Origin of the sequence: Serratia sp. JKS000199 (genome assembly GCF_900215455.1) — a bacterium.
Lineage (GTDB): Bacteria > Pseudomonadota > Gammaproteobacteria > Enterobacterales > Enterobacteriaceae > Serratia > Serratia ureilytica.
On the sequence record NZ_LT907843.1, the window covers coordinates 3,616,870 to 3,643,684 of the forward strand.

29 protein-coding genes are annotated in these 26,815 nt (G+C 60.7%); 17 read left to right on the forward strand and 12 right to left on the reverse strand.

What is annotated here, in order from left to right; translation table 11 throughout:
* Window positions 1-87: 87 nt before the first annotated feature.
* The gene (gene pdhR, locus CPH57_RS17235) at window positions 88-852 is read right to left on the reverse strand and encodes a pyruvate dehydrogenase complex transcriptional repressor PdhR (protein WP_004937490.1); all 765 of its coding nucleotides are present in this window, start codon (window positions 850-852) and stop codon (window positions 88-90) included.
* 631 nt (window positions 853-1,483) lie between these two features.
* Between pdhR and CPH57_RS17240 the strand changes: the two genes are divergently transcribed.
* The gene (locus CPH57_RS17240) at window positions 1,484-2,860 is read left to right on the forward strand and encodes an amino acid permease (RefSeq protein WP_004937488.1); all 1,377 of its coding nucleotides are present in this window, start codon (window positions 1,484-1,486) and stop codon (window positions 2,858-2,860) included.
* Between the two features lie 63 nt (window positions 2,861-2,923).
* On the opposite strand, the gene CPH57_RS17245 is transcribed toward CPH57_RS17240, so the two are convergent.
* The 3 genes from CPH57_RS17245 to CPH57_RS17255 are packed head-to-tail and all read right to left on the reverse strand — an operon-like array spanning window position 2,924 to window position 7,496.
* Entirely contained in the window at window positions 2,924-4,159 is a 1,236-nt protein-coding gene (locus CPH57_RS17245) for a cytochrome c (protein ID WP_033644689.1), read from the reverse strand.
* Window positions 4,156-4,710, reverse strand: coding sequence for a (2Fe-2S)-binding protein (locus CPH57_RS17250; protein WP_015379038.1), 555 nt, complete (start codon window positions 4,708-4,710; stop codon window positions 4,156-4,158). Before CPH57_RS17250 ends, CPH57_RS17245 begins: the two co-directional genes overlap by 4 nt.
* Window positions 4,707-7,496 carry a xanthine dehydrogenase family protein molybdopterin-binding subunit gene (locus CPH57_RS17255; protein ID WP_047026450.1) on the reverse strand — a complete coding sequence of 930 codons (2,790 nt, stop codon included), beginning with the start codon at window positions 7,494-7,496 and terminating at the stop codon, window positions 4,707-4,709. Before CPH57_RS17255 ends, CPH57_RS17250 begins: the two co-directional genes overlap by 4 nt.
* Before the next feature lie 208 nt (window positions 7,497-7,704).
* Between CPH57_RS17255 and CPH57_RS17260 the strand changes: the two genes are divergently transcribed.
* Window positions 7,705-8,289 (forward strand): NTP transferase domain-containing protein, encoded by a 585-nt coding sequence (locus tag CPH57_RS17260; protein WP_089197422.1) that lies wholly within the window; start codon window positions 7,705-7,707, stop codon window positions 8,287-8,289.
* A gap of 8 nt (window positions 8,290-8,297) precedes the next feature.
* A complete protein-coding gene (locus CPH57_RS17265) occupies window positions 8,298-9,350 on the forward strand; it encodes an XdhC family protein (RefSeq protein ID WP_047573689.1) in 1,053 nt (350 codons plus the stop codon).
* Here CPH57_RS17265 and CPH57_RS17270 read toward each other — a convergent pair.
* Both CPH57_RS17270 and fumA read right to left on the reverse strand, forming a co-directional pair.
* Window positions 9,274-10,140, reverse strand: coding sequence for a helix-turn-helix domain-containing protein (locus CPH57_RS17270; RefSeq protein ID WP_096242593.1), 867 nt, complete (start codon window positions 10,138-10,140; stop codon window positions 9,274-9,276). The genes CPH57_RS17265 and CPH57_RS17270 overlap by 77 nt on opposite strands.
* Before the next feature lie 151 nt (window positions 10,141-10,291).
* A complete protein-coding gene (gene fumA / locus CPH57_RS17275) occupies window positions 10,292-11,938 on the reverse strand; it encodes a class I fumarate hydratase FumA (RefSeq protein ID WP_033644683.1) in 1,647 nt (548 codons plus the stop codon).
* 349 nt (window positions 11,939-12,287) lie between these two features.
* Between fumA and CPH57_RS17280 the strand changes: the two genes are divergently transcribed.
* The 6 genes from CPH57_RS17280 (at window position 12,288) to ruvX (ending at window position 16,492) form a co-directional block, all read left to right on the forward strand.
* Window positions 12,288-12,800: a SprT family zinc-dependent metalloprotease gene (locus CPH57_RS17280; protein WP_033644682.1), complete on the forward strand. Its 513-nt coding sequence runs from the start codon at window positions 12,288-12,290 to the stop codon at window positions 12,798-12,800.
* A 101-nt stretch (window positions 12,801-12,901) separates the two neighbouring features.
* Entirely contained in the window at window positions 12,902-13,597 is a 696-nt protein-coding gene (gene endA / locus CPH57_RS17285) for a deoxyribonuclease I (protein ID WP_033644681.1), read from the forward strand.
* A gap of 69 nt (window positions 13,598-13,666) precedes the next feature.
* Complete coding sequence (rsmE, locus tag CPH57_RS17290; protein ID WP_033644679.1) at window positions 13,667-14,398, forward strand: 16S rRNA (uracil(1498)-N(3))-methyltransferase; 732 nt, start codon at window positions 13,667-13,669, stop codon at window positions 14,396-14,398.
* 10 nt (window positions 14,399-14,408) lie between these two features.
* A complete protein-coding gene (gene gshB / locus CPH57_RS17295) occupies window positions 14,409-15,359 on the forward strand; it encodes a glutathione synthase (protein ID WP_033644677.1) in 951 nt (316 codons plus the stop codon).
* A gap of 147 nt (window positions 15,360-15,506) precedes the next feature.
* Window positions 15,507-16,070: a YqgE/AlgH family protein gene (locus CPH57_RS17300; protein ID WP_004937452.1), complete on the forward strand. Its 564-nt coding sequence runs from the start codon at window positions 15,507-15,509 to the stop codon at window positions 16,068-16,070.
* Window positions 16,070-16,492, forward strand: a complete 423-nt coding sequence (ruvX, locus tag CPH57_RS17305; RefSeq protein ID WP_015379046.1) for a Holliday junction resolvase RuvX — start codon at window positions 16,070-16,072, stop codon at window positions 16,490-16,492. Before CPH57_RS17300 ends, ruvX begins: the two co-directional genes overlap by 1 nt.
* Here the strand turns inward: ruvX and CPH57_RS17310 are convergent.
* Entirely contained in the window at window positions 16,489-17,511 is a 1,023-nt protein-coding gene (locus CPH57_RS17310; protein ID WP_096242594.1) for a type IV pilus twitching motility protein PilT, read from the reverse strand. The genes ruvX and CPH57_RS17310 overlap by 4 nt on opposite strands.
* 20 nt (window positions 17,512-17,531) lie before the next feature.
* Here CPH57_RS17310 and CPH57_RS17315 point away from each other — a divergent pair, with 20 nt between their 5' ends.
* Genes CPH57_RS17315 through hemW form a run of 6 tightly spaced genes read left to right on the forward strand, consistent with a single transcriptional unit; the run spans window position 17,532 to window position 21,699 of the window.
* Window positions 17,532-18,239 (forward strand): YggS family pyridoxal phosphate-dependent enzyme, encoded by a 708-nt coding sequence (locus CPH57_RS17315; RefSeq protein WP_089197424.1) that lies wholly within the window; start codon window positions 17,532-17,534, stop codon window positions 18,237-18,239.
* A 19-nt stretch (window positions 18,240-18,258) separates the two neighbouring features.
* On the forward strand, window positions 18,259-19,080 hold the full coding sequence (proC, locus tag CPH57_RS17320; protein ID WP_089197425.1) for a pyrroline-5-carboxylate reductase: 822 nt from the start codon (window positions 18,259-18,261) through the stop codon (window positions 19,078-19,080).
* 31 nt (window positions 19,081-19,111) lie between these two features.
* Window positions 19,112-19,666: a YggT family protein gene (locus tag CPH57_RS17325; protein ID WP_033644671.1), complete on the forward strand. Its 555-nt coding sequence runs from the start codon at window positions 19,112-19,114 to the stop codon at window positions 19,664-19,666.
* A complete protein-coding gene (yggU, locus tag CPH57_RS17330) occupies window positions 19,663-19,953 on the forward strand; it encodes a DUF167 family protein YggU (RefSeq protein ID WP_004948014.1) in 291 nt (96 codons plus the stop codon). Before CPH57_RS17325 ends, yggU begins: the two co-directional genes overlap by 4 nt.
* 17 nt (window positions 19,954-19,970) lie before the next feature.
* Window positions 19,971-20,564 carry an XTP/dITP diphosphatase gene (locus CPH57_RS17335; RefSeq protein ID WP_033651321.1) on the forward strand — a complete coding sequence of 198 codons (594 nt, stop codon included), beginning with the start codon at window positions 19,971-19,973 and terminating at the stop codon, window positions 20,562-20,564.
* Window positions 20,557-21,699 carry a radical SAM family heme chaperone HemW gene (gene hemW, locus CPH57_RS17340; RefSeq protein ID WP_033644669.1) on the forward strand — a complete coding sequence of 381 codons (1,143 nt, stop codon included), beginning with the start codon at window positions 20,557-20,559 and terminating at the stop codon, window positions 21,697-21,699. Before CPH57_RS17335 ends, hemW begins: the two co-directional genes overlap by 8 nt.
* A 37-nt stretch (window positions 21,700-21,736) precedes the next feature.
* Here hemW and CPH57_RS17345 read toward each other — a convergent pair whose 3' ends face one another.
* The 5 genes from CPH57_RS17345 to trmB form a co-directional block, all read right to left on the reverse strand.
* Window positions 21,737-22,171 carry a DUF29 domain-containing protein gene (locus CPH57_RS17345; RefSeq protein WP_016930094.1) on the reverse strand — a complete coding sequence of 145 codons (435 nt, stop codon included), beginning with the start codon at window positions 22,169-22,171 and terminating at the stop codon, window positions 21,737-21,739.
* 100 nt (window positions 22,172-22,271) lie between these two features.
* Entirely contained in the window at window positions 22,272-22,994 is a 723-nt protein-coding gene (locus CPH57_RS17350) for a DUF2884 domain-containing protein (RefSeq protein ID WP_046687803.1), read from the reverse strand.
* A 30-nt stretch (window positions 22,995-23,024) separates the two neighbouring features.
* Window positions 23,025-23,948 (reverse strand): glutaminase B, encoded by a 924-nt coding sequence (glsB, locus tag CPH57_RS17355; protein WP_046688541.1) that lies wholly within the window; start codon window positions 23,946-23,948, stop codon window positions 23,025-23,027.
* A gap of 215 nt (window positions 23,949-24,163) precedes the next feature.
* The gene (locus tag CPH57_RS17360; RefSeq protein WP_004937412.1) at window positions 24,164-24,490 is read right to left on the reverse strand and encodes a YggL family protein; all 327 of its coding nucleotides are present in this window, start codon (window positions 24,488-24,490) and stop codon (window positions 24,164-24,166) included.
* Window positions 24,490-25,209 carry a tRNA (guanosine(46)-N7)-methyltransferase TrmB gene (gene trmB / locus CPH57_RS17365; protein ID WP_004937410.1) on the reverse strand — a complete coding sequence of 240 codons (720 nt, stop codon included), beginning with the start codon at window positions 25,207-25,209 and terminating at the stop codon, window positions 24,490-24,492. The genes CPH57_RS17360 and trmB overlap by 1 nt, the downstream gene beginning before the upstream one ends.
* 175 nt (window positions 25,210-25,384) lie before the next feature.
* Here trmB and mutY point away from each other — a divergent pair, with 175 nt between their 5' ends.
* A complete protein-coding gene (gene mutY / locus CPH57_RS17370; RefSeq protein WP_004937408.1) occupies window positions 25,385-26,485 on the forward strand; it encodes an A/G-specific adenine glycosylase in 1,101 nt (366 codons plus the stop codon).
* Complete coding sequence (locus tag CPH57_RS17375) at window positions 26,482-26,754, forward strand: oxidative damage protection protein (protein WP_004937404.1); 273 nt, start codon at window positions 26,482-26,484, stop codon at window positions 26,752-26,754. The genes mutY and CPH57_RS17375 overlap by 4 nt, the downstream gene beginning before the upstream one ends.
* Window positions 26,755-26,815 lie beyond the last annotated feature (61 nt).

The window sequence follows — 26,815 nt, forward strand, 5'->3', positions numbered from 1 at the left end:
CCCATCAGTTTAGTTGCCGCTTAAGTACTTAACTAAGTACCTCGAACTTAACCCCCGCAGGCTGGTGTACCCTGAAGAGGACAGCTCTTAATCCTTGCGTTGCTGGAGACGCCGCAGCGATCTCTCGCGCCGAGTATGCTCCCGGCTGAGATCCAGCAAGATTTCCTCGATAAACGCCAAGTGGCGATGCGAGGCTTCACGGGCCTTTTCCGGCTCGCGTGCCACAATCGCCTCAAAAATTCCGGCGCGGTGGCTGCTCACTTTTGCCAACATCTCACGGCGCGAGTAGAGCAATTCAAAGTTCTGACGCACGTTCTGTTCCAGCATCGGCCCCATGCAGCGTAGCAGGTGAAGTAACACAACGTTGTGAGCGGCTTCAGTCACGGCGATTTGATACTGCATGACCGCATCGGCTTCGGCGTCGAGATCGCCGCTGTCTTGAGCCTGTTGAATCACGATGTGGCAGTCGCGGATGCGCGCCAGATCTTCATCGGTGCCGCGCAGCGCCGCGTAATAGGCGGCAATGCCTTCCAGCGCGTGACGGGTTTCCAGCAGATCGAACTGTGATTCGGGATGGTCGGCCAGCAGCTCGGCCAGCGGATCGCTGAAGCTCTGCCACAGATTAGTTTGCACGAAGGTGCCGCCGCCCTGACGGCGCAGGAGCAGCCCTTTCGCTTCAAGGCGCTGAATGGCCTCTCTCAGAGAAGGACGGGAGACATCAAATTGTTTCGCCAGCTCGCGCTCCGGAGGCAGTTTTTCGCCTGGGCGCAGTGTCCCCTCGAGGATCAGGTATTCGAGCTGTTGCTCGATAACATCTGACAACTTGGGTTGGCGGATTTTGCTGTAGGCCATGAGTGAATTCTTCTCTGCGAATGGCGCGGAGTCAATTGGTAATACCAATTTCAAAAACGTGACGGTAAAGTAACAAAGTATTCACCTCCTGTCCATACGGGCCTTGATCGAAATCAGGTTACCCGCACATTTTAACACCCCGCTGAAAACCCCGCTGCAAACCGGTAACGCCGTGATGGTATTACCATTTACGCGGCGGGTTGGGGATTTAACTTTTACCAAACCTTACGCAAGGCAGAGTGCAAACTTTTTGCCCGAGTTTTATTGCATGGTTATTACGCTTTAATGAATGGCTATTTGGCGAACAGCGCAACGGCGGTTCGTTCATTATTTGAACGCGGCCCACCGTTCAGATCTACGTTATTTTTGCGCATTATGTGATTTGTTGCTTATTTCATGCACTGAATCCCCCCTGCCGTCACACAACCCGCATTTTGTTTCCTAAACTGCTGCAATCTTAATCACTCACACGACAAAGCAGGTGCAAACCGACGCGCATAACATTATTCTCTGCCAAACGGTAGCGGCGCCGTGGAATTAATAGCTATAACGCCGTAAATAAAACAAAACACACATCGTAACCACTGCTTTACAGGCAGGTGGGCATTCACAACGACAGAGGGTTAGATTGATGGATGGTCAACAGCATGGTGACCAGCTGAAGCGCGGCCTGAAAAACCGCCATATTCAGCTCATCGCCTTAGGTGGCGCAATCGGCACCGGGTTATTTCTCGGTATCGCTCAAACAATAAAAATGGCCGGCCCGTCAGTGCTCCTCGGCTACGCCATCGGCGGCTTCATCGCGTTTCTGATCATGCGCCAGCTGGGGGAAATGGTGGTGGAAGAACCGGTCGCCGGTTCCTTCAGCCACTTCGCCTACAAATACTGGGGCAACTTCGCCGGCTTCGCCTCCGGCTGGAACTATTGGGTGCTGTATGTCCTGGTGGCGATGGCGGAGCTGACGGCGGTCGGCATCTACGTACAGTACTGGTGGCCGGAGATCCCCACCTGGGTTTCCGCCGCGGTATTCTTCCTGGCGATCAATGCCATCAACCTAGCCAACGTGAAAGTTTACGGCGAGATGGAGTTCTGGTTCGCCATCATCAAAGTGGTGGCGATTATCGGCATGATCGTGTTCGGCGCCTACCTGCTGTTCAGCGGCATGGGCGGCCCGGAAGCCACCGTCACCAACCTGTGGGCGCAGGGCGGGTTCTTCCCGAACGGCGTCATGGGCCTGGTGATGGCGATGGCGGTGATCATGTTCTCCTTCGGCGGCCTCGAGCTGGTCGGCATCACCGCCGCCGAAGCCGACAACCCGCAAAAAAGCATTCCGAAAGCCACCAATCAGGTGATCTACCGCATCCTGATCTTCTATATCGGTTCGCTGGCCATTCTGCTGTCGCTGTACCCGTGGGGCAAAGTGGTTGAAGGCGGCAGCCCGTTCGTGCTGATCTTCCACGCGCTGAACAGCAACCTGGTGGCGACCGTGCTGAACATCGTGGTGCTCACCGCCGCGCTGTCGGTCTACAACAGCTGCGTCTACTGCAACAGCCGCATGCTGTACGGCTTGGCGCAGCAGGGCAACGGCCCGAAAAGCCTGCTGAAGGTCGACGGCCGCGGCGTGCCGGTGGTAGCCATCGGCATTTCCGCCCTCGCCACCGCGCTGTGCGTGCTGATTAACTACCTGATCCCGGGCCGCGCCTTCGAACTGCTGATGGCGTTAGTGGTATCGGCGCTGGTGATCAACTGGGCGATGATCAGCCTGGCGCACCTGAAATTCCGCGCCGCCAAAAACCGCGAAGGCGTGGTGCCGAAGTTCAAAGCGTTCTGGTACCCGTTCAGCAACTACCTGTGCCTGCTGTTCATGGCCGGCATCCTGGTGATCATGTACCTGACGCCGGGCATTCAAATCTCGGTGCTGCTGATCCCGGTATGGGTGGCGATCCTGGCAGTCGGTTACGCCATCAAACAGCGCAGCCAACGTGTCGACGGCGTCACCAGCCGTTGAATCCCGTGACCGCGCAATAAAATGGCCCGCAGATGCGGGCCATTTTTTTCGTCTGAACGCCGCTTACTTGCGCAGCGCTTTCACCTGCTCGGCGGTGACGTCCGCCGGCAAACCGCCCCAGGTCACCCGCAGGTAATTCACCAGTTCCGCCACTTCAGCATCGCTCAGACGCTCGCCGAAGCCCGGCATACTCTGCATGCTTTCACCGTTCGGGAACTGCTGGGCCGGCAGGCCGTCCAGCACCGACACGATCAGGTTCTTGCCGTCCGCCTGGCGCAGCGTGGCGTTATCGCGCATCGCCGGTGCCACATGCGGTTTGCCCTCACCTTCGCGCGCATGGCAACCGGCGCACTGATCCAGATAGGTCATGCGCCCGGCATCGCTGCCCTGGCCCATTTTCACCGGCACCGCCGCCGGCGGCTGCTCGCCCATCAGATACAGCGCCAGCGCCTGATGATCTTCCGGCGTCAAATGACGGGTGCTGAGATCCACCACCATATGCATCTCACTGAAGGCCGAACCCTGCGGCGCGAGGCCAGTGCCGAGGAAGCGGCTGACGTCCTGCGGCGTCCAGCCGCGCTGCGCCAAGCCGTGCGGCGTAATGTCCGGCGCCATGAAGCGGCCGAGATCGCCGCCCTGCATCGGCTTGCCGAGATCCATCTGTCCCAGCGCGCCGCGCGGCGTGTGGCATTCGCCACAGTGGCCCAGCACGTCGGCCAGATAGCGGCCGCGCTGCCATTGCGGCGAGCTGCCCTGCGAACTGGCCGGCAGCGGATCCTGGCTGCGGAACAGCAGATTCCAGCCGATCAGCGCCATGCGCTGGTTGAACGGGAACGGCATGTCGTTGGCCGGAATGGCCACGTCCACCGCCGGGCGCGTCATCAGGTAAGCGTAGATGTCATCGGCGTCCTGACGCGAAATGCCCTTGTACGAGGTGTAAGGCATCGCCGGGTACAGGTGCCGTCCGCCCGGCGCCACGCCCTGCGTCAGCGCCAGGAAGAAGTCGTCCTTGCTCCAGCGCCCGATGCCGTGGTCGGCCGACGGCGTCAGGTTGCTGCCGTAAATCGTGCCGAACGGCGTGTCCAGCGGATAGCCGCCGGCCAACGGCGCCCCGCCGCTGGCGGTATGGCAGGCGGCGCAGTCGGCGGCCTGCGCCAGATAGCGGCCGCGCGCGATCTGTTCGGCGCTGGCGGTCACCTGCTGCACCGGGCCGTCGTAACGGCGGTTTTCCCGCCACCACAACAGCGCAATCACCACGATCGCCACCAGCACAATCAACATTGCGAGACGTTTTTTCATTGCGCCGTCTCCTTCAGCAGGCCCGGCGTTTTCAGCACCACGTCGCGCACCGCTTCGTAGTAGCGCACGTAGCCGGTGCAGCGGCAGATGTGGCTGTCCAGCGCCTGCTCGATGGCGTTCTCCAGCTGATCGCGGGCGATCGGCTCACGCTTGAGCTTTTCCACGAAGATGGTGGCGGCGTTGACGAAGCCTGGCGTGCAGTAGCCGCACTGGAAGCTGTAGTGCTCCAGAAACGCCTGCTGGATCGGCGACAGCTCAACCACCTCCCCCTGTTCGTCCACCCTGGCGTGGCCTTCGACGGTGCGCACTTTCTTGCCGTTGAAGAAATGCGCGCCGGTGATGCAGGTGCGCACCTCTTCGCTGGTGCCGCTCGGGTGATCGACAATAGCCACGCAGGCGTGGCAAATGCCCTGCCCGCAGCCGAGGCGCGAACCGGTCAAATCGAGATACTCGTGCAGGAAATCGATCATCATCAAGCCTTCCGGCACCTCGATCGGGCCGTACTGTTTCTCGTTGATGGTCAGGGAAATCGGCTGGGTTTTAATGCTCATTGTAATACCTCACGAATATTTTCTGCACGAACGGGCAAATCACGGAAACGGTGGCCGGTGGCGTCGGCAATGGCGTTGACCAGTGCGGCCACGATCGGGATCATCACCACTTCCGCCATGCCTTTCGGCGGATCGGTTTCCGACAGCGCCGGCAGGATGTCGCCGCTCTGTTTCCATACCGCCACGTCGCTGGCGCGCGGCAGGTGGTAACGGTTGAAGTTCCAGGTGCCGTTGCCCGGGCCGTCTTCGTACAGCGGTAAATATTCGTGCAGCGCATGGCCGATGCCCATCGCCAGCCCGCCCTGCAGTTGGCCGGAAACCAGTTCCGGCACGATCAGGTTGCCACACTCCATGATTGAGTGGTGATTCAGCAACTCCACCTGGCCGGTGGCGATATCCACCGCCACTTCCGCCAGCGTGCCGACGGCGCTGTAGTAGGTCACCGCCGCATTGTTGCGCTGGGTCGGCGGGTAGTAGACCTGCCCGCGCGCCAGCGGTTTGAATTCGCCGCCGGCGTTGCGCAGCGCCATGCCGTCGATCGGCAGGCGTTCGCTTTTGCCGTTCAACGTGAAATCGGCCTCCGCCCACTGCCAGCGGTTGAACACATGCACCGCCGCGCCGGTGACGCCGCCCATCTGATAAGCCGTCTTGGCCAGCAGCTCGAGGCTCAGCACCGACATGCCCGCCGCCGTCAGGCCGCCTTCGACCCAACGCGCATCTTCGCGCCGCACCACCAACGGCGCCGCCTGGCCGCCGCCGATACCAGCCTGCCACAGCGCCATCGCCGCCGGCCACAGGCCGTGATCGAAGATCAGGCGCGCCGCTTCGCGGGTGCTGTGCGAGAAGTAATAGGCCGAGTTGCTGGCGCTCGACGGCGAACAGTAGCTCGGCGTCCAGTTGGGGTTGGTTTGCAGCTTGTCCTGCTCTTCCTGCGACATCAGGTAAGGATCGCCGCTGGTGACCATCGGCAATACCGACCAGTCGGTGACCGAGAAGTGCGCTTCGTCGGCCGGTTTGCCCAGCCACTGCGCGCACAATACCGACTGCGAGGTCGACATGCCGGTGCCCATCTCCGCGCCACTGTGATGCAGGATGATGCGGCCGTCTTCGCTCAGCTCCACCCGGGCGAACGAGGTTTCCGCCCCGGTGCCGAAGTCTTTCTGCACGCAGCCGAAGCCGACGCCATAGCGCTTGCCGGGATGACGGCTCTCAAACTCGGCCTTGCGTTCGGCGCGCTTAAGCCATATCTCATGCTTCGCCGCCTTTTCCAGTACTTCATCGGCGCGGATCGCACCGGCCGGGATCGCCCCCTGGGTGTTTTTCATGCCGGATTTCAGCACGTTGCGCAGGCGGAACTCGATCGGGTCAATCTTCAGCTCGGCGGCCAACTCATCCACCATCATCTCGGTGGCGGCCATGCTCTGCAGCGTGCCGTAACCGCGCGCCGAACCAGCGTCGATGGCGCGTGAAGCCAGCCCGACCGACGACAGATCGCTTTTCGGGAAGTAGTAAATCGACTGGGCGGCGGTTGCGCCGACCATCACCACCGAAGGGGTAAAGTTGCTGCGGCCGCCGCCGTCCGCGGTCATGTCACCGAGGAACGACTGCATGACGCCGGTCTGCTTATTCACCGCGATGCGGTAGTTCATGTCGAACGCGTGGCGCTTCAACGCCGTCTGGAACTGTTCGAAGCGATCGTTGGCCAGGCGCACCGGGTGACCGTCGCCGTACATCGCCGCCACCGCGCCGTAATACGGGAAGTTGTAGTGGTCTTTCGAGCCGTAGCCCACGGTGTAGCACGGGTGCAGGATCAGCTGTTTCACCGGCGGATTGCGCTTGGCCAGCATGCGCGGCATCTCGTCGGCCACTTCCTGCGGCGACTGCGTCGGCACCACCAGATGCAGGGTTTGCGTCTGCGCGTCGAACCAGCCGTTGGCGTTGTCCGGCTCCAGCGCCGAGGTGTCTATCGACTGCGTGGTGTAGCGGCGCGACATTACCAGCCAGTCGGCCGGCGGATTCGCCAACTCGTCGGCGATCATCCCTGCATAGCGCATGCCCTCCTGATCCAGCTTGCCGCCCTCGCGCCCTTCCGGCCACACCGGCAGGTGTTTTTTCATCGACACCGGGAAGATCGGCGTGTCCTTCAGGCTGGAGAAGCGATCGTCGTCGAACGGCTGTTCTCCCCCCACCCGCACATAGCGGAAGCTGCCCCAGGGATCGCGCTCGAGCGGGCCGGTCACCGCGCCGTATTTGATGGTTTCTTCGCGGAATTTCAGCTTGTCCTTGGCGAAGCGGAAACGGGCGAAGTCGTGATAGATCAGGATCGCCACCGCCTGGCCGAGGTAGGCCGGGGTTTTGCCGCTCGGCAGCAGCATGTCATCACCGTAGAACGCCGGAAAGGCCAGGCCGTCGCGCGCCAGATCTTCCGCCGTCACCAGGCGATCCGGCTGCAGATCGTCCCCCAACAGCGACAGATCGACCCCTTCGAACAACCGGTCGGCCTTGGTCACGCGCAGAATGAAGGCGTGCGCCTGTTTCTGCGGCCAGTGCGGCATGTCCACCGCGCGGATGTCGCGCGCGAACACCTTCTGCCCCATGACCTTGGCGCGGCCGTCGATACGGAAACGCACGCGCTTGGCCTGCGGATCCCAATTGGGCGACTGGAGGATTTTTTGCTCGAACAGCGCGGCGTAGGCGCGGCTGTACAGGGGCGCGAGGTACACGGATACCCCCGCAATCACGGCGCTTTTGATAAAGCGACGCCGCGACGGGTTGAAATTGCTCATAAATAAGTCCTTCACGTCTTTCTTGTAATTGGTTTTTGTTCGCGGTGTTGTTGCGCAAACGCTGACGACCTTGCCGTAGACGTCATAAGCATATGCTTATAACTAAAATTATGTGATGATTAACAGGCTGTTTTCAACAAAAAAACATTTGCAAAACACATAAGGTTTGTACGCTAATAAATAATTTGCGCAAACGCGGGCTTGAACCATGATCACGGGCATCATTATTACCGCCGCCGGACGCGGGGAGCGCTTTATTCGGGCCGGCGGCCAGGGCAACAAACTGAACGCCGGGTTTGCCGATGCGGTGGGCGAGCGGCGTTCGCTGTTCGAACACACCCTGCGCCAGGCGCTGGCTTCCGAGCTGCCGGTGCAGGTGGTGACCCGTCCGGATAATCTGCCGGTGCTGGCAGCCTGCGCCGCCAATCAGGTGCCGGTTACCCTGCTCGCCAGCGCGGGCCTCGGCGACTCGATCGCCGCAGGCGTTGCGGCCACGCCGCACTGGCAAGGCTGGCTGATTCATCTGGCCGATATGCCGTTCGTCGGCGCCGATGTCTTCCGGCAGGTGGCGAGCGCCTTACGGCAACACGCGATCGTACGCCCCAGCTATGCGCAACAGCCCGGTCACCCGGTCGGCTTTTCCGCCCTATTGCGCAAACAACTTTGCCAACTGCGCGGCGATAATGGCGCCCGTGGGCTGCTGCAAGGCGCAACGGTGCACCTGTTGCCACTTGAGCACCCCGGCGTCGTGCAGGATATTGATCTTCCATCGCAACTTCCGGCCAGCGAGTAAATTCACCTATGCAACATCTTGATGTCACCGTGGTCAGCCAGGCGATAAGCTGGCTGCAACACCAGCCGGTCTGGTTATGCACCGTCCTCAGCACCTATGGTTCTTCGCCGCGCTCGCCGGGCGCGCTGATGGCGGCGACCCGCGACGGCCGCTACAGCGGTTCGTTGTCGGGCGGGTGCGTGGAGGAGGACTTTCTGCGCCGCGTAGCCGCCGGGGAGTATCAGGCGGCCAGCCAGGTGATCCGTTACGGCGAAGGCGGTATGACGCCCAACGTGGCGCTGCCGTGCGGCGGCGTGCTGGACGTGCTGATCGAGTATCTGCCGGCGGGAGAAGCCAGCGTCGCTTACCTGCGACGCATCGCCGGCGCGCTGGAAGGGCATCACGCGTTGATCAAACGCCTGACGCTGCCCCACGCCTGCCACAGCCTCGAGCAGAGTCATTTCACCAGCGCCACCCAGGTGGAACGCCGGCTCGAACAGATTACCCTGCATATCGCGGCTGCACCGCGCCTGCTGATCGCTGGGCTGTCCAGCGTGGCGCTGTACTGCGCCGATTTCGCCGTGGCGCTGGGGTTTGAGGTGCTGGTTTGCGAGAATCGCCCGGAGGCGCTGGATAACTTCGCCGCCGAGTTAAAACCGGGCGTGACGCTGCTGCGCCAGTTTCCGGCCAAGTTCATTGAGGACGGCGGTTGCCACGCCAATACCGCCGTCGTGGCGCTGACCCACGATCCGCGTATGGACGATCTAACGCTGATGGAAGCGATCCACACTCCGGCGTTTTACATCGGCGCCATGGGATCGCTGAGAAACAGCGCGCGGCGGCGCCAGCGGTTGCAGCAGATTGCCGAATTCACGCCGCAGGAGTTGGAACGCATCCATGCGCCGATCGGCCTGCCGCTGGGCAGCAAAACGCCGGCGGAGATCGCCCTGGCGGTGATGGCGGCGATCGTGCAGCAGAAAAACCGGCGGCCGGCCGCCGACGGGATCAGTGCAGCGGCACCACCGGCACCAGATGCTGCAGCTCCAGATGCAGCTCCTCTTTCCCGCTCAGCGAATAGCTGAACACCGTCATGTCCGGCCCGTCACCGCGGGCCAGCCCCATTTCGGGCAGCACCTGCGTGTAAATTTTAATGATGTGATCATTGAGCGCCACCGGCTTGCCGGAATAGCGAAAACGGCAAAACTCGCCGTGGATCTCCGGCAGCGGCTCCAGCGTCACGCCTTCACGCAGCGGATAGTCCGTCGTCACGCCCAGGGTATAGTCGACCCTGACCCGCTCGCCGTCCGGCACCAGTTGGGTAAACGAATAGGTTTGCGTCGGGCGCTCGCCCAACAAGGTGTAAAACTGCGCCCGCAGCGCGCTGCGCTGCGGCAGATGCGACTTATCCAACCTCTCTATGTCCAGGTGGTAAGCGTACTGCTTGCCGTGAAAAGCGTATTGCCCTCTGGCGATGCTGACGCGTTCAACCTCAATATCGCCGGGCTGGCTGGCCGCGAGTGAACGCACCAGATTGCTGAAGTCCTGTTTGCGGGCATGACGATAAACGCTGGGCGACTCGGCGAAGTGTTTCTTGAAACAGCGCGAGAACGTCTGCTGATTATCGAATTGATATTCAACCGAAATGTCCAGAATGCTCTTCTGCGTGAAGCGCAAGGCGAAGGCGGCGAGGTAGAGGCGACGAGCGCGGATGTAGGAGGCTAACGACAATCCGGTCTGCTTCTTGAACATGCGCTGCAGGTACCATTTCGTATAGCCTGACTTGGCGGAAACGATATCCAACGACAGCGGATTGGTCAGGTTGTCTTCAATCCAGACCAGCAATTCCTTGATGTGACTTTCCTGCGTTCCCATGTGCTTGCCGAACCTTATGTTACCGATATTCCATTAGTCGAATTTTAGTGCTATCCGCGTAGGGTATACAGGTTAAAACTCGCCGTCCAGCAAGCTACAGGACTTTACACAGTCCCCCTTCACCGCCCGCGAGCGGCGAAGGGGGCAACGCTTATTTCAGGCAGCTGGCGCATTGGCCAGCCTGGATCTTCTGGAAGAAGTCATTGCCTTTGTCATCCACCAGGATAAACGCCGGGAAATCTTCCACTTCGATTTTCCAGATCGCTTCCATGCCCAATTCAGGGTACTCCACGCACTCCAGGCTCTTGATGCTCTGCTGCGCCAGCACCGCCGCCGGGCCGCCGATGCTGCCGAGGTAGAAGCCGCCGTGCTTGTGGCAGGCATCCGTCACCTGCTGGCTGCGGTTGCCTTTCGCCAGCATGATCATGCTGCCGCCGTGAGATTGCAGCAGATCGACGTAGGAATCCATACGCCCGGCGGTGGTCGGCCCCAAGGAACCGGACGCATAGCCTTCCGGCGTTTTAGCCGGGCCGGCGTAGTAGATCGGGTGATCCTTGACGTACTGCGGCAGGCCCTCACCGCGATCCAGGCGCTCTTTCAGCTTGGCGTGCGCGATATCGCGGCCAACGATGATGGTGCCGCTCAGCGACAGGCGGGTGGAAACCGGGTACTGCGACAGCTGTTTGAGGATCTCGGCCATCGGACGGTTGAGATCGACCTTGATCGCCTCGCCTTCCCCGGCCTGGCGCAGCTCCTGAGGAATGAATTTACCCGGATTGTGCTCCAGTTTTTCCAGCCAGATGCCGTCGCGGTTAATCTTGCCTTTGATGTTGCGGTCCGCCGAACAGGAAACGCCCATGCCGACCGGGCAGGAGGCGCCGTGGCGCGGCAGACGCACGACGCGGATATCGTGCGCGAAGTATTTGCCGCCGAACTGCGCGCCCAGCCCCAGGTTCTGCGCCTCTTGCAGCAATTCCGCTTCGAGTTCCAGATCGCGGAACGCCTGACCATGCTCGTTGCCTTCGGTCGGCAGGCCATCGTAATACTTGGTCGAGGCCAGTTTGACTGTTTTCAGCGTCGCTTCCGCCGAGGTGCCGCCGATGACGAACGCCACGTGGTACGGCGGGCAGGCCGCAGTGCCCAGCGTGCGCATCTTGTCGACCAGGTAGTTTTTCAGCTTGCCCGGCGACAGCAGCGCCTTGGTTTCCTGATACAGATAGGTTTTGTTGGCTGAACCGCCGCCCTTGGCGATGCACAGGAACTTGTACTCTTCGCCGTCCACGCTGTAGAGATCGATCTGCGCCGGCAGGTTGCTGCCGGTATTGACCTCTTTGTACATATCCAGCGCGGCGTTCTGCGAATAGCGCAGGTTCTCTTCGATGTAGGTGTTGTACACCCCACGCGACAACGCTTCTTCATCGCCGCCGCCGGTCCAGACGCGCTGGCCCTTTTTGCCGACGATGATCGCCGTGCCGGTGTCCTGGCAAGTCGGTAAAATACCCTTGGCGGCGATTTCTGAGTTACGCAGAAATTGCAGCGCAACGTACTTGTCGTTTTCGCTGGCGTCCGGATCTTTGAGGATATCGGCCACCTGCTGTTGGTGCGCCGGGCGCAGCATGAACGACGCGTCGTGGAACGCATGCTGGGCAAGCAGGGTTAACGCTTCAGGGGCAACTTTCAGTATTTCCTGGCCTTCAAACTCGCTCACGGAAACGTGGTCGCGGCTCAGCAGGTAATATTCGGTATCGTCTTTCTTCAGCGGGAACGGATCTTGATAGTGGAACGGTTTATTCGACATTGATCTCTCACTTGCAACATCAGCTGCGTTAAATTCACACTTGCGGCGCGCGAGGCGGCGCCTTGTCAAAAAACTGCCTTCACCTTACGTATTTTTAATCAGTCAGTTATTGCGCCAAATCGCAAAATAACCGCTCTTTGCGTAAGGGATTGCCACAGGCGGCGTTTCAACCTTGCTCGGTGAGAACTGCGGGTACAGGCTCATCATGCACGCTTTATTATCCCGCAGTTAACACATTGATTACAATCCATCGGTGGCGATCGCTTTATCAATGTGGCGAAAAAGCGCCGGATGCGATTTGCGCCGGTGCGTATTGTCAGCCGCCGCGCCATTGCTTAAGCTAGCCGCAATGAACAAACCGAGAATCCCCATCGCGCTGCAACAAGCGGTGATGCGCTGCCTGCGAGAAAAGCTGCAGTTGGCCCGCCGGCATTTTGCCGTCGAGTTCCCCGAACCCAGCATCGTCTATCAGCAACGCGGCACCAGCGCGGGCACCGCCTGGCTGCAAAGCTGGGAAATCCGCCTGAACCCGGTGCTGCTGCTGGAAAACCAACAGCCGTTTATCGATGAAGTGGTGCCGCACGAACTGGCGCACCTGCTGGTGTTTCGCCAATTCGGCCGGGTGGCGCCGCACGGCCGCGAATGGCGCTGGATGATGGAAAGCGTGCTGCTGACGCCCGCCAGCCGCACTCACCGTTTCGAAACCGCCTCGGTGCAAAGCAAGACCTTCCCCTACCGCTGCGCCTGTGGGCAGCACCAGCTCACCATTCGCCGCCATAACCGCGTGCTGCGCGGCGAAAGCGAATACCGCTGTCGCCGGTGCGGCGAAAAACTGAAATTTCTTGCTAGCGAGAACCTTTAGTTAAACGATTTATACGTTAAAACAAGCAAATATCGCCATTTGCCACTACCGGCAAGTTCCGTTACCCTGCCTGCTTTTCCAATTTTGAGCTGTTTTGGAATATGCTTCGCAGAATTTTGTTTATGGCGGTTTTCGCCGCAGGCGCCGTACAGGCGCACGGCATCAATAACTTCTCTCAGGCCAAAGCGGCGGCGGCCAAGATTAACCGGGATGCGCCGGGCAGCTTTTACTGCGGCTGCCGCATCGACTGGCAAGGCAAGAAGGGCATCCCGGATCTCGCCGGCTGCGGCTATCAGGTGCGTAAAAACGCCCAGCGCGCGCAGCGCATCGAGTGGGAACACGTGGTGCCGGCCTGGCAGTTCGGCCACCAACTGCAGTGCTGGCAAGACGGCGGACGCAAAAACTGCAATAAGGACGCCACCTATCGCCAGATAGAAACCGATCTGCACAACCTGCAGCCGGCGATCGGCGAAGTGAACGGCGACCGCAACAACTTCATGTACAGCCAATGGAACGGCGGCGCAGGCCAATACGGGCAGTGCCCAATGAAGGTGGACTTCAAGAATAAACAGGCGGAGCCGCCCGCCCGCGCCCGCGGCGCCATTGCCCGCACCTACTTCTACATGCGCGATCGCTACCAGCTGCGGCTGTCACGCCAGCAAACCCAACTGTTCGAGGTGTGGAACCGGCAATATCCGGTGAGCCAATGGGAATGTCAGCGTGAAGCACGTATCGCCAAGGTGCAGGGCAACCACAACCCCTATATTCAACAGGCTTGTCAGCAGCGGAAAAGCTAACCTACTATAGCCTTTATCTTTCATGGCGCCGCCAACCCGCGGCGCCGTTTCGTCAGGATCAGACTACCCATGCGCATACCCCGCATTTACCATCCGCAGCCGTTGACCGACCGGGCGGAGATCGCCCTCAGCGAGGACGCCGCCAACCACGTCGGGCGCGTGCTGCGCATGAGCGCCGGCCAGGCGCTGCAGCTGTTCGACGGCAGCAACCAGGTGTTCGACGCCGAGATAGTCCGGGTGGACAAAAAGAGCGTGCTGGTGCGCCTTGGCGACGCCCGCGTGGAGGACATCGAATCGCCGCTCAACCTGCATCTGGGCCAGGTGATCTCGCGCGGCGAGAAGATGGAGTTCACCATCCAGAAATCCATCGAGCTGGGCGTCAACGTCATCACCCCGCTGTTTTCCGAGCGCTGCGGCGTCAAGTTGGACGGCGAGCGTCTGGCGAAGAAAATCCAACAATGGCAGAAGATCGCCATCGCCGCCTGCGAACAGTGCGGCCGCAACCGCATTCCCGAAATCCGCGAGGCGATGTCGCTGGAGGCCTGGTGCGCCGAGCAGGACGGCAGCCTGAAACTCAACCTGCACCCGCGCGCCAGCCACAGCATCAACACGCTGCCGCAGCCGGTAGACCGCGTTCGCCTGCTGATCGGCCCGGAAGGCGGTTTGTCCGCCGACGAAATCGCCATGACCACCGACCACGGATTTACTGATATTCTGCTGGGACCACGCGTTCTGCGTACCGAAACCACAGCGCTCACCGCCATTACCGCTCTGCAGGTCCGCTTCGGCGACCTGGGTTAAAGGAGAAAAGATGATTAAGCTCGGCATCGTGATGGATCCTATCGATTCCATCAACATCAAGAAAGACACCAGCTTCGCTATGCTGCTCGAAGCGCAGCGCCGCGGTTACGAATTGCACTACATGGAGATGAACGATCTCTATCTGCACGCCGGTGACGGGCGCGCCCGCACCCGCCTGCTGAGCGTGAAGGAAGACAAGGAGAGCTGGTTCAGCTTCGGCGCCGAGCAGGATCTGGCGCTGCACGATCTGGACGTGATCCTGATGCGCAAGGATCCGCCGTTCGATACCGAATACATCTACGCGACCTACATTCTGGAACGCGCCGAAGTCAAAGGCACGCTGGTGGTCAACAAGCCGCAAAGCCTGCGTGACTGCAACGAGAAGCTGTTCACCGCCTGGTTCTCGGAACTGACGCCGGATACGCTGGTCAGCCGCAGCGCCGCGCACATCCGCAAATTCCACCAGCAGCACGGCGACGTCATCCTGAAGCCGCTGGATGGCATGGGCGGCGCGTCTATCTTCCGCGTGAAGCAGGACGATCCTAACCTGTCGGTGATCATCGAAACCCTGACCGAACACGGCAGCCGTTTCTGCATGGCGCAGAACTTCCTGCCGGCGATCAAGGACGGCGACAAACGCATTCTGGTCGTCGACGGCGAGCCGGTGCCCTACTGCCTGGCGCGCATTCCGGCGCAGGGCGAGACCCGTGGCAACCTGGCGGCCGGCGGCCGCGGCGAAGCGCGTCCGCTGAGCGAGAGCGACTGGAAAATCGCCCGCGCTGTCGCGCCGACGCTGAAAGAGAAAGGGCTGATCTTCGTCGGCCTGGACGTGATCGGCGATCGCCTGACCGAAATCAACGTGACCAGCCCAACCTGCGCGCGCGAAATTGAGGCGGCATTCCCGATCTCGATTACCGGCATGCTGATGGACGCGATTGAAAAGCGCCTGGCGGCGAAGTAATGCGTCATGCGGGCGGCCTGCCGCCCGCTATCCTGCATCGCGCCCGCCAAAGCACGCCTTTCCGGCAGCGGCTTGAAAGGCGGCGGGTATAGCCGCATACTGGCGGCTGTTTATTTTCTCACCCATTGATTACCTTATACTAACGCCATGAATTTACAGCACCATTTTCTGATCGCCATGCCAACGCTGCAGGATCCTCGCTTCAAGCGCTCGGTGATTTACATTTGCGAGCACAATGAAGAAGGCGCCATGGGTTTGGTGATCAATAAACCGGTGGAGCAGTTCACGGTAGCCACGGTGCTGAGCAAGCTGAAGATCATGCCGCCTGCGCGCGATCCGGCCATCAGCCTGGACAAGCCGGTGTTCGCCGGCGGCCCCCTGGCGGACGATCGCGGATTTATCCTGCATACGCCGCGCCACGGCTTTGGCGCCAGCATTCAAATTTCCCCCAACACCATGATCACCACCTCGAAAGACGTGCTGGAAACGCTCGGCACGCCGGAGCAACCGGACGACGTGCTGGTGGCGCTGGGTTATGCGGGTTGGGAAAAGGGCCAGTTGGAGCAGGAAGTATTGGAAAACGCCTGGCTGACCATCGAAGCCAACACCGACATTTTGTTCCGCACGCCGATCGCCAGCCGCTGGCGCGAGGCGGGGAACCTTTTGGGTATCGACATTCGCAGCATCGCCAACCACGCAGGACACGCCTGATGAGTAACCGCACCATTATCGCCTTCGACTTTGGCACCAAAAGCATCGGCGCGGCCGTCGGCCAGGAGTTGACCGGCAGCGCCCGCGCCCTGCCGGCTTTCAAAGCGCAGGACGGTTCGCCGGACTGGCTGAAAATCGAAAAACTGCTGAAGGAGTGGCAGCCGGATTTGGTGGTGGTCGGCCTGCCGCTGAACATGGACGGCACCGAACAGCCCGTTACCGCCCAGGCGCGCAAGTTCGCCAACCGCCTGCACGGCCGCTTCGGCATCCAGATCGATCTGCATGACGAGCGTCTGAGCACCGTGGAGGCGCGCGCCAACCTGTTCGATCGCGGCGGCTTCCGCGCGCTTGATAAAGGCAGCGTGGATTCCGCCTCCGCGGTGGTTATCCTCGAAAGCTGGTTCGAACGGCAGCTGGGCTAAACGCCCGTTCCCTCCCCCGCGCAGTCCCCCAACACACCGGCGTCGATCCGCTGCTGCAAACCTTGCTCAAAGGTTTGCATGCCGGACTGCGCGCCGGTTTGCAACACGCTCGCCAACTGATGCGTTTTCCCTTCACGGATCAGGTTGCTGACCGCCGCCGTCGCCGTCAGCACTTCAAAGATCGCCACTCGTCCGCCGCCGGGGCGCCTCATCAGCTTTTGCGCGATCACCGCTTGCAGGCTGCCCGCCAGCTGGGCGCGCACGTAGGGTTTCTCTTCCGCCGGAAACACGTCCACCAGCCGTTCTACCGCCTGCGGCGCGCTGCGGGTATGCAGCGTCGCCAGCACCAGGTGGCCGGTCTCCGCCGCAGTGAGCGCCAGCCGGATGGTGGCGGTATCGCGCAGCTCGCCCAGCAGGATCACATCCGGATCTTCGCGCAGCGCGGCGCGCAACGCCGCATCGAAGCTGTGGCTGTCGCGGCCGATCTCCCGCTGCTGGATCAGCGATCGCCGGCTGCAATGCAGGAACTCGATCGGATCTTCCAGCGTCAAAATATGCCGCTGCTGGTGCCGGTTGATCTCGTCGATCATCGCCGCCAGCGTGGTGGACTTGCCGCTGCCGGTGGCGCCGGTGACCAGGATCAATCCGTCGGCGCGCCGCAGCAGCGCCGGGACGATGGCCGGCGCCGCCAGCTCGGCAAGCGAAGGCGATTGCCCGGCGATACGCCGCAACGCGAGAGAAATCCCCGCGCTTTGTTGAAAAACGTTGGCGCGCAACCGCTCCCCGCTCGGCCTGTGCAACGCCAGATCGACCTGCCCCAGCCGCCGCAGGCTCTCGCGCTGCTGCGCATTCAGCAATCCATCGCAGAGGGCCTGCACGCCTTGCGCCGTCAGCGTTTGTGCCGCCGCCAGCGGCTGCAGTTCACCGTCGATGCGCAACATCGGCGGATGACCGGCACAAAGGTGCAGATCGGAAGCATTATGCTTTACACTAAGGGCCACGAATTCATCGATATCCATATCACTCTCCCGGGTCAATAATGAGCACTATCCAACAGAACCTGCAGGATGTCAGAAACCGCATCGCGGCCGCCGCGCAAAACTGCGCGCGGACGCCGGAAGACGTTGCTCTGCTTGCAGTCAGCAAAACCAAACCTGTGGCGGCGATCGAAGAAGCCATCGCCGCCGGCCAGCGCGCCTTCGGCGAGAACTACGTGCAGGAAGGGGTAGACAAGATCCGGCATTTCGCCGAGTCGTCGCAGGGCGGTGAGTTGGTGTGGCACTTTATCGGCCCGCTGCAATCCAATAAGAGTCGGCTGGTGGCGGAACATTTCGCCTGGTGTCATACCGTGGATCGGCTGCGCATCGCCCAGCGCCTGAGCGATCAGCGCCCGGCCGACATGCCGCCGCTCAACGTGCTGATTCAAATCAACATCAGCGATGAGCAGAGCAAATCCGGCATCGCGTTGAACGAACTGCCGGCGTTGGCCGACGCGATCGCGGCGCTGCCGAATCTGGCGCTGCGCGGCCTGATGGCCATCCCGGCGCCGGAAACGGATTATCAGCGGCAGTTGGCGGTATTCAGCCGGATGAACGACGCATTTCTCGCCCTGCGTCAGCGTTATCCGCAGGCCGATACGCTGTCGATGGGCATGACGGACGACATGGCGGCGGCGATCGCCGCAGGCAGCACCCTGGTGCGCATCGGCACCGCAATTTTTGGCGCCCGCGACTACTCGCAGGCCTGACAAACAGACGAGGGATTTGATGCAACATCGCAAGATTACCTTTATCGGCGCCGGCAACATGGCGCGTGCAATCATCGCCGGCCTGGTCGCGGGCGGCTATCCGGCCAAATCCATCAGCGTCTGCGCCCCGTCGCCGAAAAACCGTGACGCGTTGGCGGCGGACTACGGCATCGTCAGCAGCGGCGACAACGTCGCCTGCGCGCGTGAAGCCGACGTCGTGGTGCTGGCGGTCAAACCGCAAATGATGGCCGACGTGTGTCAGCCGCTGCACGAACAGGTCGATTTCGGCGGCAAACTGGTGCTGTCGATCGCCGCCGGCATTCAGGTCAGCCGTTTCTATCAGTTGCTCGGCGACCAACTGGACATCGTGCGCATCATGCCCAACACCCCGTCGCTGGTCGGCAAGGGCATGAGCGGGCTGTACGCGCCGGCGCAGGTCAGCCAACAGGATCGCGACTACACCGGCGATTTAATGGCCTCGGTCGGTAAAGTTTGCTGGGTAGATGACGAAAATGGCATCAACGGCGTGATCGCCGCCGCGGGCAGCGCCCCGGCTTATTTCTTCCTGTTTATGGAAGCGATGCAAAAAGAGGCCGAACGCATGGGCTTCGACAGCCAGACCGCGCGCGATCTGGTGCAGCAGGCCGCTACCGGCGCCGCCGCGCTGGTTGAAGCCAACCCGGATACGCCGCTGGGCACGCTGCGCGAGCAGGTGACCTCCAAAGGCGGCACCACCGCCGAAGCGCTGCGGGTGTTCAACGAACGCCAACTGCCGGAAACCGTGGCGCAAGCGATGCAGGCCGCCGTTTCCCGTGCGCAAGAAATGGAAAAATTATTTTAAATAACCCCGAGTTAAGGAGAAGGACCACTTCATGCTAACGCTGACTTTCCTGGTCAAGACCGTTATTGATCTGTACGTGATGGTGCTGTTGCTGCGCATTTGGATGCAATGGACGCGCACCGATTTTTACAACCCGTTCTCGCAGTTTGTGGTGAAGATCACCCAACCGGTGGTCGGCCCGCTGCGCCGCATCATCCCAGCGCTTGGGCCTATCGACAGCGCTTCGCTGCTGCTGGCGTTCCTGCTGATGACCATCAAGTACCCGCTGCTGCTGCTGATACAAAGCCACGCGCTGTCGCTCAGCCCGTATAACCTGCTGTTCGGCCTGATCTCGCTGGTCAAGTCCGCCGGCTACCTGATCTTCTGGGTGATGATCATTCGTGCGCTGATGAGCTGGGTAAGCCAGGGCCGCAGCCCGATCGACTACGTGATGTACCAACTGACCGAACCGTTGATGGCGCCGATCCGTCGCATCATCCCGGCGATGGGCGGCATCGATTTTTCCGCCATGGTAGTGATCCTGATCCTCTATCTGATCAACTACCTGGGCATGGATGTGTTCGGCGAGATCTGGTTCCTGCTGTGAGTGCAGTCACTCCCGTGCTGGACGGGCTGGCGATCAGGCTATATATTCAGCCGAAAGCCAGCCGCGACCAAATTATCGGCTTGCATGGCGACGAGCTGAAAGTCGCCATCACCGCCCCGCCGGTCGACGGCCAAGCCAACGCCCATTTGATCAAGTTTATCGCCAAGCAGTTCAAAGTGGCGAAAAGCAACGTCACCATCGAGAAAGGCGAACTGGGGCGGCATAAACAGTTACGCATCGTGAATCCGCAACAGATCCCCGCCGTGGTCGCGGCGCTCATCGAATAATTTTCAAGGTAGTCATTATGCAAAAAGTCGTTCTTGCCACCGGTAACCCGGGCAAAGTGCGCGAACTCGCCGACCTGTTGGCCGATTTCGGCCTGGACGTGGTCGCGCAAACCGATCTGGGCGTGGAGTCCGCCGAAGAAACCGGCCTGACGTTTATCGAAAACGCCATTCTGAAAGCGCGCCATGCGGCACAGGTCACCGGCCTGCCGGCGATCGCCGACGACTCCGGTCTGGCGGTAGATGCGCTGGGCGGCGCGCCGGGCATCTACTCCGCGCGCTACGCCGGTGAAGACGCCGACGATCGGCAGAACCTCGACAAGCTGCTGGCGGCGATGAAAGACGTGGCGCCGGGCCGGCGCGGCGCGCAATTTCACTGCGTGCTGGTCTATCTGCGCCATGCGCAAGATCCGACGCCGCTGGTGTTTCACGGCAGCTGGGCCGGTGAAATCACCGAACAGGCCGCCGGTGAAGGCGGTTTCGGTTACGATCCTGTCTTCTACGTACCGGAGCTGGGCCGCACCGCCGCCGAGCTGAGCCGCGACGAGAAGCGGGCGATTTCGCACCGCGGCAAGGCGCTGAAGCTGATGTTGGAAGCCATGCGCAATGCTTAAGCTGCCCCCGCTGAGTCTCTACATCCACATCCCGTGGTGCGTGCAGAAATGCCCGTACTGCGACTTCAACTCCCATGCGCTGAAGGGTGACGTGCCGCATCAGGAGTATGTCGATCATCTGTTGGCGGATCTGGATGCCGACCTGCCGCTGGCCGGCGGCCGGGAAATCAGCACTATCTTTATCGGCGGCGGCACCCCCAGCCTGCTGAGCGCCGAGGCGATGCAAGCCTTGCTGGACGGCGTGCGGGCGCGCATTCGCGTCGCCGACGACGCCGAAATCACCATGGAAGCCAATCCCGGCACCGTGGAGGCCGATCGCTTCAGCGGCTACCAGCGCGCCGGCGTCAACCGCATCTCCATCGGGGTGCAAAGCTTCAGCGCCGAGAAGCTGAACCGTCTGGGGCGCATCCACGGCCCGGAAGAAGCCAAACGCGCGGCGACGCTGGCGACCGGCCTCGGCCTGCGCAGCTTCAACCTCGATCTGATGCACGGCCTCCCGGATCAGTCGCTGGAAGAGGCGCTGGACGATCTGCGCCAGGCTATCGCCCTCAATCCGCCGCACCTGTCGTGGTATCAGCTGACCATCGAGCCGAACACCCTGTTCAGCTCGCGCCCGCCGGTTTTGCCGGACGACGATGCGCTGTGGGACATCTTCGAGCGCGGCCACCAGTTGCTGAGCGCCGCCGGCTATCAGCAGTATGAAACCTCGGCCTACGCCAAGCCGGGCTACCAATGCCAGCACAATCTCAACTACTGGCGCTTCGGCGACTATCTGGGGATCGGCTGCGGCGCGCACGGCAAGGTGACCTTCAGCGACGGACGCATCCTGCGCACCGCCAAGACCAAGCACCCGCGCGGCTTTATGCGCGGCGACTACATGGACAAGCAGCATGAGGTGGCGGCGGCGGATCGGCCGTTCGAATTCTTCATGAACCGCTTCCGCTTGCTGGAAGCCGCGCCGCGCGCCGACTTCGCCAACTACACCGGGCTGACGGAAAGCGTCATTCGCCCGCAGCTGGACGAAGCGCTGGCCAAAGGCTATCTGGAAGAAACCGCGGAGCACTGGCAGATCACCGAGAAGGGCAAACTGTTCCTCAACTCGCTGCTGGAACTGTTCCTGGCGGACGACGAGTAAAAAAAAGCGCTGAATGATCAGCGCTTTTTTATTGGTGTTAATCCGGGTAAAACGTCTGAGACAGAATCTGCTGAGTTTCCCAGATGCCGTTTTCCGGATACACATCCAGCCCGGTTTCGGCCGTGGCGAGCGCAACGGCCTTCGACCAGACGACATCCAGCCAATCGGCATCGCTCAGTTTACCTTTTAGGCTGGGCGACTCTTTCAAGCTGTAAAGCACCTCTTTGCGCTGCGCTTTAATCGTTCTTTCCCAGCTGGTTCCGCGCCTGGCCGGCTGATATTTCCATTTAAGCAAATGTGCAATCAGCACCGTCATCCGGCTAGCAAGTTCCCTTTGCTCGCTCTTCCCCACGTCCTCAATCTCCTCGGCGATCTTTTCAATATCGATCTCAGACAATTTTCCGGAGCGCAAAAGAGCGGCCTGTTCATTTGCCCAGGCAACAACATCGGTTTCGTAACGTGTATGGCTCATAGCGTCCTCCGTAAACATCCATAAATCTGTACGTAGTTTGATCAGTCTGTCAGATAAGCTTCAGAAGGTCAAAAAACGGTCTACCAAGAAGATTCTTAAATCACTTCAACGCGTTAAGCAGATCCTTGCGCTGGGTTTCCAGTGCGGTGACGCGGTTGCACACGTCATGACCGAAGTTCTGGAAGTCCTGTTCCTGGTTGTTCCATTCGTTCTGGATCGCCTTCTGCAAGCCGCCCAAATTGCCCATGATCGCCTGCAGCGGGTTGCCGCCGCTGTTGGCGGCCTGTTTGACGCCCATCTCGTTCAGGCTGTCCTGCAGCACGCCGCCCATGCTCTGCTGCACGATGTTGCGGCCATCCTGTTCCACTTGGTCAATCGCCTTGTGGTGGAAGGTCAGGCCGTCGCTGCGGTGCTCGATGATGCGGTTCATCTGCTGTTTCAGCTGGCCATTCAGGGTGGTCAGCCGGTTGCGCACGTTGCTGTTGCTGCCCAGCTCTTTGACGATCACCTTATCCAGCGCTGCGCGGGCTTTCTCCAGGTGTTTCTGCGCGCCGTCGTCGATCCACGGCAGCTGCTTGCGCAGCGCGCTCTGGTAACTGAAGGCTTTCTGCCGCTGGCTGTCGCTCAGGCTCAGCGCCTGACCGTTGCGGATCACGTCACCATCCGGCGAAATTTGCAGGTCGCCGCTGGCGCCTTTCACCTGCACGCTCTGCGGGCTGATGATCACATCGTCCTGGGGTTTAACGCTGCATTGGTACTCGGCGTGGGCCTGCGCGGCAGTCGCCGCCAGCAGCAGTAAGGCTAACCCGGTTTTCTTCAACATAGCTTCTCCTGACTCCCATCCAGATTGGGATTAAAAAATCGAACGACCGATACGTTGAGACAACAGTTCCAGCGCCGCAGTTCCCGCCAGCGAGTTGCCGGAAGCATCCAGCTCCGGCGACCAGACGACGATCGACAATTCGCCCGGCACGATGGCCACGATGCCGCCGCCCACGCCGGACTTGCCCGGCATCCCCACCCGATAGGCGAATTCGCCGGCGCCGTCGTACATGCCGCTGGTCATCATCAGGGCGTTGATCTGCCGGGCCTGCAGCGGGCTGATCACCGTCTCGCCGTTGAGATCGCGGCCGTGATTGGCCAGATAGACGAAGCTGCGCGCCAGCTCCACGCAGCTCATGCGCAGCGCACAGTAGTGGAAATAGGTTTGCAGCACGGTGATCACGTCGTTCTCGAAGTTGCCGAACGACTTCATCAGATAGGCGATGGCCGCATTGCGATCGGAGTGTTCGAACTCGGAGCGCGCCACCCGCAGGTCATAGGCCAGGTCGTCTTCGCCGGCCAGCTGGCGCACCACCTCCAGCATGCGCTGTTTGGGGGCGCTGAGCCGGGTTTGCAGCATGTCGCACACCACCAGCGCGCCGGGGTTGATAAACGGATTGCGCGGTTTGCCCTGCTCCATCTCCAGCTGCAGCAGCGAATTGAACGGCAGGCCGGAAGGCTCTTTGCCGACGCGCCGCCAGATCTCATGCTCCTGATAGCGCGTCAGCGCCAGCGTCAGACTCAGCACTTTGGAGATCGACTGGATGGAGAAGCGCTCCGCGGCGTCGCCGGCCTGGAACAGTTCGCCATCCACCGTACACACGGCGAGCGCCAGCCGATCGGCGGGCACTTCCGCCAACGCCGGGATGTAGTCGGCCACTTTTCCCTGGCCAATCAGCGGGCGCACCTGTTGCAGGATCTCTTCCAGCAACGCGTTATCCAATGTTGTTACCACCTCGGTCACACTCCGGGCAAAACAAAGGCGCCGTTAAGGCACCTTAAATCCATCCCCGTCATACTTGAATCCGCATCTGTGTTGGCTGCGAGCGCTCACCCCAGTCACTTACTGAAGTAAGCTCCTGGGGACTCACCCTCTTGCCGCCGTGATGCGAATCCAATTATTTAGGGGGAAATAAGCGGCGCGAAGCCGCGCTCATCGGGCAAGCGCGATCAATCCCACCAGATATCGAACAGATCGCTGACCTTAACGTCGGTCAGTTTGCGCGCTTCCAGCCAGTTTTTCACCAGTTCGCGATGCTCGTCGGTGCAGTGGCCGATCTTCTGCAGGCAGATCAAACCTTCCCACTGCAGGTAGCCGCTGCCGTCAAACGCCAGACCGTTCGGCTCGATCACTTCATCGATGAAGGTATCCAGCGTGCTGTCGATATCTTCCACCGACGTGCCTTCGGCGAAGCGCCAGGCTACGGAGAAACCCAACTCCTGAAATTCTTCAATGTGCAACTTTTTACGTAAACGACGACTGCGGTTCTTAGCCATTATTCTTTCCTCTCAAACATCAAGTCCCAAACGCCATGTCCCAGGCGCTGGCCGCGTAATTCAAATTTCGTCAGTGGGCGCGAATCCGGACGCGGCACATAATCATTATCGCTGGAAAGATTACGGTAGCCTGCGACCCCGTTCATAACCTCTAACATATGTTCCGCATAAGGTTGCCAATCGGTGGCCATGTGGAAGACGCCACCGGTCTTCAGCTTGCGCAGCACCAGTTCGACAAACGGCGTTTGCACGATGCGGCGCTTGTTGTGGCGCGCCTTGTGCCACGGATCGGGGAAGAACAGCTGCACCATGTCCAGCGAGCCGTCCGGGATCATGTTTTCCAGCACTTCAACCGCATCGTGGCACATTACGCGCAGGTTGCTCAGCTTCGCCTCATGGGCGTCGGCCAGGCAGGCGCCCACGCCCGGCGAGTGTACTTCGATCCCTAAAAAGTTCTGCTGCGGGTTGTTGCCCGCCATGGTCACCAGCGAGGCGCCCATGCCAAAACCGATCTCCAGCACCGTCGGCGCTTCGCGGCCGAACAGCGCGGCGAGATCGACAGCGTCAGCCTGATACTCCACGCCCATCACCGGCCAATAGTTCTCCAGCGCGTGCTGCTGGCCTTTGGTCAGCCGCCCCTGGCGGCGGACAAAACTGCGGATACGGCGCATCGCGCGGCCGTTCTCATCAAATTCCGGGGAGATGACGTCATTAATCATAGTGCTTTCTGTCTGTTTGGCTGCCAATTAGGGAAACGCGCATTATGCAAAGATACATTGGTTTAGCAAGTGTTCATCTTCTGTACCCGCCGTGCGGCGTCGGAAAGTTCCGGTTTACAGCATCATGACTCTATGCTGCAATCTCGCTTCATTTTCTGCCGGATAACGACTCTTCATGATGCAAGCACAACAATTCGCACAGGTGGTGCTTGACTGGTACCAGCGCTACGGCCGCAAAACCCTGCCATGGCAGCTGGAGAAAACCGCCTATCAAGTATGGCTCTCCGAAGTGATGTTGCAACAGACCCAGGTTGCCACCGTCATTCCTTATTTTCAGCGCTTTATGGCCCGTTTTCCCAACGTGCGCGCGCTGGCGGAGGCCCCGCTGGACGAAGTGCTGCATCTGTGGACCGGCCTCGGCTATTACGCCCGCGCCCGCAACCTGCACAAAGCGGCGCAGACCATTGTCGCACAGCACGGCGGCGAGTTCCCGACAACCTTCGCAGAAATCGCCGATTTACCGGGCGTCGGCCGCTCCACCGCCGGCGCGGTGCTATCGTTGGCGCTGGGCCAACACTATCCGATCCTCGACGGCAACGTGAAGCGCGTGCTGGCCCGCTGCTACGCGGTGGAAGGCTGGCCGGGCAAAAAAGAGGTCGAAAACCGGCTGTGGAAAATCAGCGAAGAAGTCACCCCGGCCCAGGGCGTCGGCCAGTTCAACCAGGCGATGATGGATCTGGGCGCCATGGTCTGCACCCGCTCCAAGCCCAAGTGTGAGCTCTGCCCGCTCAACGTCGGCTGCCTGTCTTACGCCAACCACAGCTGGGCCAACTACCCCGGCAAGAAGCCCAAGCAGACCCTGCCGGAAAAAACCGCCTACTTCTTATTGCTGCAGCACGGCGACCGCGTGTGGCTGGAGCAGCGCCCGGCGGTGGGCCTGTGGGGCGGCCTGTTCTGCTTCCCGCAGTTCAGCGCGCGCGTGGATTTGGAACTCTGGCTGCAGCAGCGTGGTCTGAAAGGCAAGCGCCTGGAACAGCTGACCGCGTTTCGCCACACGTTCAGCCATTTCCATCTCGATATCGTGCCGATGTGGCTGTCGCTCGACGCGGCGGGCAGCGGCATGGATGAGGGCGCGGGTCTCTGGTATAACTTAGCGCAGCCGCCGTCGGTCGGGCTGGCAGCGCCGGTGGACCGCCTGTTGCAACAGCTGGCGAAGCAGCCCCCGATCCAACAAAACTTATATGGCGATAGCGCCATCGATGAGGAATTAGCATGAGCCGCACCATTTTTTGTACTTTCCTTCAACGCGACGCCGAAGGCCAGGACTTCCAGCTTTATCCCGGCGACGTCGGCAAGCGCATCTACAACGAGATCTCCAAGGAAGCCTGGGGCGAGTGGATGAAGAAGCAGACCATGCTGATCAACGAGAAGAAGCTGAACATGATGAACGTGGATGACCGCAAACTGCTGGAAGAGGAAATGATCAAATTCCTGTTCGAAGGGCACGACGTGCACATCGAAGGCTATACGCCGCCGAGCGAATAACGCTGTTGGGGCCAGGCGCTGGCCCGCTTCAATCCTCTTATACTTCTTCCAAACGGCTTTA